This is a genomic window from Photobacterium pectinilyticum, assembly GCF_024357955.1.
Lineage (GTDB): Bacteria > Pseudomonadota > Gammaproteobacteria > Enterobacterales > Vibrionaceae > Photobacterium > Photobacterium pectinilyticum.
In genome coordinates this window covers 21,491-33,230 of the sequence record NZ_JANEYT010000005.1, presented here as the reverse complement: position 1 = coordinate 33,230, position 11,740 = coordinate 21,491, and the positions used below count along the sequence as shown (strand labels likewise).

At 52.1% G+C, this 11,740-nt stretch carries 9 protein-coding genes; 1 reads left to right on the top strand and 8 read right to left on the bottom strand.

Annotated elements, in window-relative coordinates; genetic code table 11:
- Positions 1-129: 129 nt before the first annotated feature.
- The gene (gene yjgA, locus NHN17_RS03540) at positions 130-654 is read left to right on the top strand and encodes a ribosome biogenesis factor YjgA (RefSeq protein WP_255040760.1); all 525 of its coding nucleotides are present in this window, start codon (positions 130-132) and stop codon (positions 652-654) included.
- Positions 655-765: 111 nt separating this feature from the next.
- Here the strand turns inward: yjgA and tldD are convergent, their stop codons facing one another.
- From tldD to NHN17_RS03500, 8 genes are all read right to left on the bottom strand, one after another.
- The gene (gene tldD / locus NHN17_RS03535; RefSeq protein ID WP_255040759.1) at positions 766-2,214 is read right to left on the bottom strand and encodes a metalloprotease TldD; all 1,449 of its coding nucleotides are present in this window, start codon (positions 2,212-2,214) and stop codon (positions 766-768) included.
- 43 nt (positions 2,215-2,257) lie between these two features.
- Positions 2,258-3,082: a carbon-nitrogen hydrolase family protein gene (locus NHN17_RS03530; RefSeq protein ID WP_255040758.1), complete on the bottom strand. Its 825-nt coding sequence runs from the start codon at positions 3,080-3,082 to the stop codon at positions 2,258-2,260.
- Between the two features lie 64 nt (positions 3,083-3,146).
- Complete coding sequence (locus tag NHN17_RS03525) at positions 3,147-7,031, bottom strand: YhdP family protein (RefSeq protein WP_255040757.1); 3,885 nt, start codon at positions 7,029-7,031, stop codon at positions 3,147-3,149.
- 14 nt (positions 7,032-7,045) lie between these two features.
- A complete protein-coding gene (gene rng / locus NHN17_RS03520) occupies positions 7,046-8,515 on the bottom strand; it encodes a ribonuclease G (protein ID WP_255040756.1) in 1,470 nt (489 codons plus the stop codon).
- Positions 8,516-8,523: 8 nt separating this feature from the next.
- Positions 8,524-9,102, bottom strand: a complete 579-nt coding sequence (locus NHN17_RS03515) for a Maf family protein (RefSeq protein WP_255040755.1) — start codon at positions 9,100-9,102, stop codon at positions 8,524-8,526.
- Between the two features lie 107 nt (positions 9,103-9,209).
- Positions 9,210-9,698: a rod shape-determining protein MreD gene (mreD, locus tag NHN17_RS03510; protein ID WP_255040754.1), complete on the bottom strand. Its 489-nt coding sequence runs from the start codon at positions 9,696-9,698 to the stop codon at positions 9,210-9,212.
- Positions 9,688-10,548 (bottom strand): rod shape-determining protein MreC, encoded by an 861-nt coding sequence (gene mreC, locus NHN17_RS03505; protein WP_255040753.1) that lies wholly within the window; start codon positions 10,546-10,548, stop codon positions 9,688-9,690. The genes mreD and mreC overlap by 11 nt, the downstream gene beginning before the upstream one ends.
- 40 nt (positions 10,549-10,588) lie before the next feature.
- Positions 10,589-11,632, bottom strand: a complete 1,044-nt coding sequence (locus NHN17_RS03500) for a rod shape-determining protein (RefSeq protein ID WP_107350074.1) — start codon at positions 11,630-11,632, stop codon at positions 10,589-10,591.
- Between the last annotated feature and the right edge of the window lie 108 nt (positions 11,633-11,740).

Here is an 11,740-nt window from a genome sequence, read left to right as displayed (position 1 = left end):
GGCAGCGTGAAGGATAAGCCAATGAATTTGGTATTACTCTTAGGATAACACTGCATTGGTGGAATTTGCGCCCCAAATCACGATTAAACTGGTAAAATAAAAACCAAATGCAATCGTCATGAGCCTGTTATGAGCCGTAAAAACCAAAAAGCCCCATGGGAACCGGAAGAAGAAATCATCTGGGTAAGTAAATCCGAGATGAAACGCGACATGGATGCCCTCCAGAAGCTAGGTGAACAGCTGGTTGAGCTTAAACCTAATGCACTCGCCAAAGTGCCTCTTGATGAAGAGCTGCTAGAAGCGGTTAAAGACGCCCAGCGCTTTAATAAAGAAGCGCGCCGCCGTCAACTACAACGCATCGGTAAACTGATGCGCCAAGTAGAAGTTGAGCCAATCCAAGCAGCATTGGACAAGCTAAACAACAAGCACAACCAAGCAACAGCCGAACTAAAGAAGCTTGAGCAAAAACGCGACAAGCTAATTGAAAACGGCGATAGCATGATTAACGCTATCATGGTTGATCACCCAGACGCTGATCGCCAGCGTCTACGCCAACTTGTTCGCCAAGCTAACAAAGAAAAGGTCCAGGGTAAGCCAGCTAAAGCGTACCGCGAAATTTTCCAGTACCTCAAAGCGCTGTACCTGACTGACTAAGCAGCCGCTTTGTTGTTTGTTGATACGCCAATACAAAAAAGCCAGCTTTCGCTGGCTTTTCTTTCAACCAACCTGGATCAGTCGTTGATCAAGTATTTATGTCGGTTGGTATTATTGAGTTCCGCCCACCGTCATAGACTCTATTTTCAGGGTTGGCTGTCCCACGCCAACAGGGACACTCTGGCCGGCTTTGCCACAGACGCCGACACCGCGGTCAATATCCAAGTCATTACCAACCATAGACACCTGCTGCATCGCTTCGATACCACTGCCGATCAGGGTCGCGCCCTTGATTGGACGGGTGATCTTACCGTTTTCAATTAGGTAGGCTTCCGATGCCGAGAACACAAACTTGCCCGATGTAATATCGACCTGGCCACCACCGAAGTTCGGCGCATAAACACCTTGCTTAACGCTGGCAATGATCTCTTCCGGCGTATGTTCACCTGGCAACATGTAGGTATTGGTCATACGTGGCATTGGCAGGTGCGCATAAGACTCACGGCGACCATTACCCGTTGGAGCCACACCCATCAAGCGAGCGTTGAGTTTATCTTGCATGTAACCCTTGAGCTTACCGCCCTCAACCAGCACGTTATACTGACCCGGCGTACCCTCATCATCGATATTGATCGAGCCACGGCGATCAACCAAAGTACCATCATCAACAATAGTACACAGGCTAGATGTCACCTGCTGGCCCATCTGGCCCGAGAACATCGATGAGCCTTTGCGGTTGAAATCCCCCTCCAGACCATGGCCAACCGCTTCATGCAACAAAACACCCGGCCAGCCCGCGCCTAGAACAACCGGCATAGTACCAGCCGGCGCCGCATCGGCATCGATATTGATCAGTGCCTGGCGGATCGCCTCATCGGCATAATTCAGGGCAACGGTTTTGCCATTGCCTTCATCGGTTTGGAAATACTCATAACCATAACGGCCACCGCCACCGGCACTGCCGTGCTCACGCTTGTCACCTTTTTCAATCAATACACTGACAGAAAGACGAACCAACGGACGGATATCTGCCGCATAGGTGCCGTCCAACGCGGCAACCAACACCTGCTCATACACCCCGTTGATACTGACAGAGACCTCTTTGACCAAAGGCTCCTTGGTACGGATATATCGATCGATTTCCTCAAGCAGGGCAATCTTCTGGTATTTATCGAAGCTATCCAGAGGGTTAACCGGTGCATAGATCTCTTGTGCAGTAACAGGTGCAAACGCCTTTACCTGACCGTTACCACCACTGCGGGTAATACCGCGGGCCGCCTTGGCACTTTGTTGCAGGGCTAGCTGACTGATTTGATCGGAATAGGCAAAGCCGGTCTTTTCCCCCGACACTGCCCTGACACCGACACCGCGGTCAATGTTAAACGAGCCGTCTTTAATGATGCTGTCTTCAAGCACCAAAGACTCATGCCAGCATGACTGGAAGTAAATATCGGCATAATCGACATTACGTGCCGCTACCAGCCCCAGTAATTGGTTTAGTTCTTCACGTCCCAACCCGGACTGGGCCAGCATTGTGTTTTCTACAGTTTCCAGCGTCATTTAATTTGCTCTTATATTCATTGCCAGCCGGCCCCTCTGCCGGTCAGCCCTCACGTTGCTGAACACTGAATCTTGCGTGTTCAACAAGCGGCATGTTTGTTCGGATCGCCTTGCTCAAATCAAGATCGACATCGGCTAACATCACTCCAGTCCCCTGTTGCTGACAGGCAACCACCTGTCCCCAAGGATCAACAATCATCGAGTGACCCCAGGTCTCCCGATGCTCATTGTGCTCACCCCACTGGGCAGCAGCGACGATCCAACATTGAGTTTCAACGGCACGGGCACGGAGCAGTAATTCCCAGTGAGCTTTACCGGTCACTTTGGTAAATGCAGCAGGGACGACAATAATATCCGCCCCCTGCTCGCGCAGGGCAGCATATAGTTGCGGGAACCTGACATCATAACAGATAGATAAACCAATGTTGCCAAACGGCGTGGCGATCACCTTGGTTTCACGCCCAGCACGGAAGGTGTCGGACTCACGGTAGCTATGGTGGGCATCGTCAATTTCCACATCAAACATGTGTAGCTTGTCGTAATGCCCTTGAAGCTGCCCCTGATCATCAAACAGCAAGGCTGTGGAAGTGATGGCACCATCGAGCTGACGAATAGGCATCGAGCCAATCAACACCCAGATCCCCAGCTGCTTTGCCAGTGCGGCGACTTCGGCCTGTAACGGACCTTCGCCGAGGAACTCAGCATGGGCTCTGTAATCCTCGCTAGAACCGAACACCAGACAATTTTCCGGTGTCACAACCAGTTTTGCCCCCTGCAGCTGCAAACCTTTGAGTTTCATCTTCAGGTGCTTAAGGTTAGTCTGCGGATCAGCCCCTGAAGTCATTTGTACAATACCGAATTTAGCCATCTGCATTCTCCCTCATGCCGTCAGTCGGCCACCAACAAGAATGGCCATACTACGGGTATTGTTATTATTTTGCTTCCTTATCCTTGCCTTCCAGCATTTCAGAAACATTATACTCGCCAGTAAAACGCGACTGCTCTGTGACGACCGGAGAGTCAATCGGCCCTTTCACCACGTAGTTCACTTGAGTAAATACATCCAAAACAGGCGAGAGTGCGGTTGAAATAGCAAAGACATAAATTGCCGTTTGAGGTGCTACCGCAAACGCGGTCAAAACTGGAATTCCTGATGTAAAATCAGGGGTAAACCTCACCTTCGCATCCACGGTCTCATTGACAAGATTAGCACTTCCGCGGATAAACATGTCACCCGCTAGAGCCTGCATCTTAATATTGTCCGTTGCGAACAGGCCATTTTCAATGCGGCCGCTACCACGGATGTAGTTAAATGCCAGCCCTTCATCAAAAATCCCTGAGAAATCAAGCTGCATCCGGCGGATCAGCGAATCAATACTGAATAGGCCCAGTAAACGCCCTGCCCCTCCGATATCGCTAATTACCCCCTGCCCGGTTTCTGATTTCAGCTCACCGGTCAAGGTCTCGCGGTGCATCGACCAAGGCGCACCCTGCCACTGGATTGAGGCATAAGTGCTAAATTTAGCGCCCTGGATCCCACCAGAAATACCAAAGCGCCCCATCAGATCTGAGCTGTTCTGACCATCAATATCAAAGGCTATTTGAGTTTCACTGCGGTCACCATCAAGGCTCCAGTGACCATCAAGGTTGAGCGACGTGGCACCTGAATCCACGGTAAAGTTGACCAGCTCCAGCATATTGCCTTCCCGGCGCAACTTACCGGATACCTCACCAAGGCGATAGCCCTGTAGCCAGGCATCACGGAGCACCAAGTCAATCTCCGGCATATTAGCCATCATGCTGCGATCAAAGTCGGTCGCTGCTGGAATATCACGCTGAGGCTTATATCGCTCCTTGATCTTAGTGTCATCCACCTGCGGTAAATTCAAGTGGAAGGTGTCGATAACCAAATCCAACGGCTGCCCCTGAGGCCAACGAGCGAGTCCTTTCGCCTCCCGACTGTCGAGGCGGATCTGCCACGTTTCACCACGCTTATTCGCCGACAAGTCAACCCTGTTCCAATCCAGTGAGGCCAGTTTAAGCTGACGAACCTTGGCACCGATACGGGAAGGGGTAGGAATATCCGGCTTCACTGATGCGCTACCGGAAACAGCCTCCGCTTCAACGTTGTCATGAACAGCCGAAATTAAATCAGCCCAGCGGTCGCCATCAACCTTATCGGCCACAATATCCAGGCCGTGCTCTCCGTGTTTAAGCGGACGCAGCGCGGTACTACCAACGGCCATCTGGCTGGCATCAATATTGAGCTTCTCACCGGTAAGGTTAATCTTAGCTTGGTAGAGTACATCCGGCAGTATTGCCTTACCGACCAAGGCCTGCCCGTTACCAGCCACATCAAGCTTAAACGCATCAGGGCTACCTGATTTCAGTGCCAGCGGATAGGGTAATGAACTAACAGCATCGGCCAAGGCCGCTTCAATCCCGACCTGATATTTAAAACCGGTATCGTTGAGATCAACGCCAACGCTACCTTGCCAGCGGGTGCGGCCCTTCACCTTGGCCAACAACGGATCCTGTACCTGTTGTTGCAGGGTTTCAATTTGCCAATCACCACCGAGAGCAACATCAACCCGGTAGCCATCCGCCACGCTGTTCCCGGTAAAGCCCACTGTAAGCGGTTGCGCCAGCAAGTTTGCAGTCAGTGTCTCCGCCGACACCTTGTCATCATCAAACGTAATAGTTCCGCTCGCCCCTTCAAGGGTGAGCGGCGGCGCCTCAAGCTGTACTTGGTTATCGGTCAGCTCGGCACTGCCCCAGGCCCTGACATCGGTGCCGTCAAACGGAATATCGAGTTTGAACTGTGAGGTAACGGGTCCACCGACCTGCACCGTCGTCAGCGCCGCCCCCACCGAGTCCACTAGCGGGGTCGCCAACATATAATCACGTACCTGCTCGCCTTCAGCTGCCACATCAACCTTCAGTTTCAAGTGGCCATCACTGCTGAGCTCAGCATCACCGGTCACCCGGGATGCCGTCGCGCCCATGGTTTTGGCATGCGTCGCATCGAGGTACATAAAATCATTTTCAAACAGCAGATCAAGCTTAAGATCGGTCAGCTCTGGCCAGGCGGTATCAAAACTGAACGTGCCGTTACGCAGCGGGACATAGGCCTGAAAAACACCGTCATGATTGCCGTAAGGGAAATCGGACAGCTCGCCATACCACAGCAGTTGGGCTGACTTAGCCTGACCGCCGCGGATCGCTGCCGACAGATAATCAGTCAAGCTGCGGCCCAGCGCCAAGGTGGGTAGGTAACGCCAGGTTTCACCGGCATTATTCAGGCTCGCTTCACCGTAGAATGACAACCACGACGGCGCCTCAGCCGGGAAATCTAACCTAAATTGCCCATCAACTTTTAGGTGTGGGGTGGCGACATCAATTTTGTCACTCCACAAGCGCCAACCGTCGTCGCCCACCTGCCAGTAGGCAGTCACATCCGCTGCATCAATTTTCAGCGGTGCCTGGAAGACATCACCATAAGGTAATTCATCGTCTTGTAGGTTAACGACCGCGCGGCCACCTTGGGTGTTACCCGCCACAGTAGCATCCAGTTTGTGGATCCCCGGCAGTAGCTCCCACTGCTTAACCCCCAACTGACTGACATGAAAAGAGAACTGTGGCGCATCATCACCTTTAGCTGCGACCCGAATATCGCTGATCTGGCCCGATGGCTGCAATGTCGACAGCACATCAACCAGCGCACTATCATCCGGCAAGAATGTGATAAATGGCTGCAGATGCTCAAGAGAAAGGTGAGTAGCCGCTAACTGCCAGTCGCTGGGTAACCAGCTTGCCGCAATATCAAAAGCCGGCCATTGTGCTTTATCAGTCTCCAGTACCATTTGGTCGCTGTCGATCCGCCAGCCCGGCTCACCGCTTTCATTTTCCAGAGGCAGAAGCTTGACCAGCCCCTGCTTGACTCTAAACTGGTGTTTATCTTCGCCCAACTGCCAGCGTAGGAAGCTATCATCGAGCTTGACCAAGCTCTGCTGCAAGGCACCATTGGATAACGTCAGCCACACTTCGGCATTAAGGTTACTACCAGTGATATTGGTATCAGTCAGGTGCTGCTTGTTTAGCCACGGGGTTACAGAAAGATTACGCGCCTGAAGGTAGATGTCACCGGACATCTTGGCCCAAGAGCGGTTATCGGAGAGGTTAGCAATCACTTGCATTTGGCTAAAGTGGGTGTCTGCAATGCTGACAATCCCTTCCGCCCGGCGTTGGCGGTTATGGGTGTCCCACTTCAACTGCTGAATATCGACTGTCAGCTTCTCATCAGCCGGAGACAGCAGGGTGATATCTGAGTTACGGACAGAAAACTGCCCCAGCTGCACAAACAGCAATTCTTCCAGCCGCTCAATGGTTGCCATCTGGCTTTGCTCTGAGCTAGCGGCTTTATTGCTGTCACTGCCGGATAGGCGGGTAAGATCCAAGCTCAATTCATCGATCCGAATATCTTGGAATACCGGGCTAAGGTTAAGCACCGATCCCAGCATATCGAGCTGCATCGAGACATCACCGACCTTAACCAGCGACTCGGGAGCCCCCGGTAAATTGACCTTAACCCCCTGCAGTACCAACGATGGGCCGAGATTGCGCCAATGCCCCTCGACCAACTCAACGTCAAGATCCATATCGATTTGATCGGAGGCCCATAGGCGGATCGGCTCACGGTATTCATTGAGCTGAGGAAGATAAAAACGTAGACCGCTGATCGCAACAGCGGCCAGTACTAACACCGTCAGTACCAGCCACATTAATCCACGTGCCAGTCGAACTGGAACTGTTGTCACGCTATTGCCCCGCTTTACATCATCACGACATCAAACTGTTCTTGTATATACAGAGGCTCAGCTTTGACTTTGACCTGCTTACCGATGAAAACCTCTAGTTCAGCAAGCGCATGGTACTCATCGCCCGCCAGCACTTCAGCCACAGCCGGAGACACATATACTACAAACCTATCCGCATCGTAGGCACGGTTGACTCGAGTAATTTCGCGCAGAGTTTCATAACAGACACTTTCGACGGTTTTCACTGTTCCGCGCCCTTCACAGGTCGGGCAGGTATCGCACAATACATGCTCGATACTCTCGCGAGTCCGCTTACGCGTCATTTCAACCAGGCCCAGCTGGGTAAAACCATTAATGTTGGTCTTAACCCTATCGTAGGACAAGGCCTGCTCCAGCGCCACCAACACCCGGCGACGGTGATCATCGTGAGCCATATCGATAAAATCGATAATGATGATCCCGCCAAGGTTGCGCAATCGCAACTGACGAGCAATAGCCTTAGTCGCCTCGATATTGGTGTTGAAGATGGTTTCTTCAAGGTTACGGCGGCCAACAAAAGCACCAGTGTTAATATCGATAGTCGTCATCGCCTCGGTTTGATCGATGATCAGATAACCGCCCGATTTCAGCTCGACCTTACGATCAAGCGAGCGCTGGATTTCATTCTCGGTATCGAACAAATCAAAGATTGGCTGCTCGCCGGCATAGTATTCCAACTTTTCGCTCAGCTCTGGCACAAACTCATCGGTAAACTCCTTGAGTTTCTCGAAGCCCAAGCGGGAATCGACCTGAATACCATCGAGCTCGGTACCAACAAAATCGCGCAAAATACGCTGTGCCAGCCCCAGTTCACCGTATAGCATGGATTTTGGTTTATATTTCGCACGACGCTCAAGGACTTTACGCCACAGGTGCTTGAGGAAGGCGGCATCTTGTGCCATCTCCTCATCGGTCGCCCCTTCGGCAGCGGTACGAATAATAAAGCCACCCAGATCATCGCAGTACTCATTGACTACCGCTTTCAGGCGCTCGCGCTCAACCTCACTTTCAATGCGCTGCGACACACCGACATGGCTTGCCCCAGGCATAAACACCAAGTAGCGAGAGGGTAGCGTCACATCGGTTGTCAGACGCGCACCTTTGGTACCTAGCGGATCTTTAACCACCTGCACCACCAAGTCTTGGCCCTGGCGAACCAACTCTGAAATATCGCGAACCTGAAACTGTTGCTTTTCGTTTTCTGCCACACACTCGGTGTGCGGAACAATATCTGACGCATGCAGGAACGCTGCTTTTTCAAGGCCAATATCAACAAAGGCAGCCTGCATCCCCGGTAACACCCGGCTGACGCGCCCTTTATAGATATTGCCAACAATCCCGCGCTTGGATTCGCGTTCGATATGGACTTCCTGAAGGCTCCCTGCCTCGATCATGGCGACACGAGTTTCACTCGGGGTCACGTTAATTAGCAGCTCTGTGCTCATGGTTGCCTCTAATTTGATAAACCTAAAAAGTCTTGAACCATGATGTCGGTTTCCACCAAAGGTAACCCCACCACAGCGTAATAACTGCCATCGATACGTTCGACGAACTTACCGCCGATCCCCTGAATGCCATAGCTTCCTGCTTTGTCCTGCGGCTCACCACTGTGCCAGTAGTCTTCGATTTCTTTTTCTGACAGTGTCTTGAACCACACGTCGGTAACGACCAAGCGCGTTTCTCGACGCTCATCACTGGCCACGGTCACTGCCGTCATCACCTGATGGCGCTGACCTGACAACAGGCGCAGCATCTGCTGGGCGTCGTCAAAGTCCTTGGGTTTTTCCAAAATACGCTCGCCCGCGACCACAATAGTATCAGCCCCCAATACCGGCGCCCTACCATCGACCACCGCAACCCCAGCCAGCGCCTTGTCTACCGACAACCGCTGGACATAATCTGCTGGCGATTCGCCAGCCTGGTGCAGCTCTTCAACATCTACCACGACCCGCTCAAACTGGTAGCCGAGCTGGGTCAGGAGTTCTTTACGGCGCGGAGAGCCCGAGGCCAAATATAATTGCGGTGTCGACATGATATCATTCATTTGGTTTTGTGTGATAAATCAATGCGATCCACTCAAGCTCGTTCGATGTGTCTGTTTACACCCTAGCACTGAACGGATCCCATTGGGAGACTAATTTAACGAATTGAGAGCTTACGTCGCATCCGTCGCAGCAGCAGAAATAACCATGGCCATAACAAGAAGTTAAGTAACACAGCCCACAGTCTTTCAGGGTCAAAAGTGATCACCGATACTAAGTATTCGGCCCAGAATTCGACCAACTTACCACCGAGTGTCAGTAAGGCAACCAGCAGGGCCTGCTGCCATAATGAGAGATTACGCAATACCTGGAAGTTAAGTGCGACGATGTAGCACAGTACTGACATCATCAAGCCACGTACCCCTAACGTCGAGCCGAGCATCAAGTCCCACAGCAAGCCCAGCAGTAATGCCGTCCCGACGTTCACCCGGTGCGGCAACGCCAACACCCAGTAAAAGGCAACCAGCACTACCCAGGAGGGACGGAAAGGCTCCAGCTCTCCTGGCCAAGGAGCAGCTTGCAAAATCAGCGCAATTAAAAACGACAGCCAAATCCACATTCGGCCGTTAGCGCGACTATTCGCCACTATTGAACTCTCCTTCAGTCAAGGTTTCACGCGGAGTTGGCCATACCAACAGCAGATAACGCAGACGATCAAACTGTACGGTTGGCTTCGCCTTTATCTGAGCAAACGGACGTTTGTTATCAAACGAAAACTCAGTCACGTTGCCAACCGGATACCCTTCTGGGTAACGGCCACCCAAACCAGAGCTCACCAGCAAGTCACCCACTTCGATGTCGGTACTGCTTGGCACGTGCTCCAGCTGGATCTGATCTATCTGGCCACTGCCAGAAGCAATGACCCGAATATCATTGCGGACTACCTGAACCGGGATCGCATGAGTTGGGTCAATCAGCAACAAGACCCGACTGTTGTGGGCGCCCACATACGAAACCTGGCCGACAATCCCCTTCTCGTTGATCACTGGTTGGCCTTCGTAGACACCGTCTACCCGTCCCTTATCGATCATCACCTGATGACTGTAGGGATCTGAATCAACAGCCATTACCTCGGCGATTAGCTTTTTCTCATCGCGAACAAACGGCGAGCCTAGTAGCTCACGCAGGCGCTGGTTTTCTTGTTTTAGCTGCTCGAGCAGCAATACGTCACTCTGCTGAACCAGCAGATCACGTTGCAAAGCTTTGTTTTCTGCCAGCAGACGCCGGTGCGAGCTGAACTGTCCGGATACACCACCGAGCAAATCACGCGGCAAATTGGCCGCATATTGCAATGGAGAGATAGCTGAATTGAGTAGGTAACGGACGTTGGCAAAGGCGTCAAGACGACTGTCGGCTAGCATAAGGCCAACCGACAGTAAAATGGCAAGAAACAGGCGCAGTTGCAGGGAAGGCCCCCTGCCAAAGATAGGTTTCATGTAACACTATAACCTGTTTGTCGATATGCCCGGGCGGGCATTATTCTTCGCTGAATAGATCGCCACCGTGCATGTCGATCATTTCCAGGGCCTTGCCGCCGCCACGGGCAACACACGTTAGCGGCTCGTCTGCCACTACCACTGGAATACCGGTTTCTTCGGTCAATAGACGGTCAAGGTCACGCAACAGCGCACCACCACCAGTCAGTACCATACCGCGCTCAGAGATATCCGACGCTAGTTCTGGTGGACACTGCTCTAGTGCAACCATAACGGCAGATACGATACCTGTTAGCGGCTCTTGCAGCGCTTCTAGAATTTCGTTGGAATTCAGGGTAAAGCTGCGTGGTACACCTTCGGCTAGGTTACGGCCGCGAACTTCAATTTCACGCACTTCGTCACCCGGGTAAGCCGAGCCGATTTCGTGCTTGATACGTTCAGCGGTTGCTTCACCGATCAGGCTGCCGTAGTTACGGCGTACATAGTTGATAACCGCTTCATCGAAACGGTCACCACCGATACGCACAGACGATGAGTAAACCACACCGTTTAGCGAGATCACTGCGACTTCTGTCGTACCACCACCGATATCGATCACCATTGAACCGGTTGCTTCTGATACTGGCATGCCAGCACCGATCGCCGCCGCCATTGGTTCATCGATCAAATATACCTCACGGGCACCTGCACCTTGGGCAGATTCACGGATAGCACGGCGTTCAACCTGAGTAGAGCCACAAGGAACCGCAACTAGAACTCGTGGGCTTGGACGCAGCAGGCTGTTGTCATGCACCTGCTTGATAAAATGCTGAAGCATTTTCTCAGTAACATAAAAGTCCGCGATAACACCGTCTTTCATCGGACGGATTGCCGCGATATTGCCCGGAGTACGCCCCAGCATCTGCTTGGCGTCGTGACCGACTGCGGCCACACTCTTTGTTGCTCCGGCACGATCCTGACGGATCGCTACTACTGATGGTTCATCCAGTACGATGCCCTGTCCTTTGACGTAAATAAGGGTATTGGCTGTACCCAAGTCAATAGACAGGTCATTAGAAAACATGCCACGAAGTTTTTTAAACATAGTCTTCGGCTAATCCTGCAAGCTCACAAATTCGTTAAATTGCGCTAAATGTATCAAGGGGGGCGGATCGAGACAAGGTAAGCTTTGTCAAACCTGCCACAGATCGGC

Bases quoted from the DNA above. Each gene is read 5' to 3' on its own strand.
- yjgA (WP_255040760.1), top strand. From the start codon at position 130: ATGAGCCGTAAAAACCAAAAAGCCCCATGGGAACCGGAAGAAGAAATC.
- tldD (WP_255040759.1), bottom strand. From the start codon at position 2,214: ATGACGCTGGAAACTGTAGAAAACACAATGCTGGCCCAGTCCGGGTTG.
- NHN17_RS03530 (WP_255040758.1), bottom strand. From the start codon at position 3,082: ATGGCTAAATTCGGTATTGTACAAATGACTTCAGGGGCTGATCCGCAG.
- rng (WP_255040756.1), bottom strand. From the start codon at position 8,515: ATGAGCACAGAGCTGCTAATTAACGTGACCCCGAGTGAAACTCGTGTC.
- NHN17_RS03515 (WP_255040755.1), bottom strand. From the start codon at position 9,102: ATGTCGACACCGCAATTATATTTGGCCTCGGGCTCTCCGCGCCGTAAA.
- mreC (WP_255040753.1), bottom strand. From the start codon at position 10,548: ATGAAACCTATCTTTGGCAGGGGGCCTTCCCTGCAACTGCGCCTGTTT.
- NHN17_RS03500 (WP_107350074.1), bottom strand. From the start codon at position 11,632: ATGTTTAAAAAACTTCGTGGCATGTTTTCTAATGACCTGTCTATTGAC.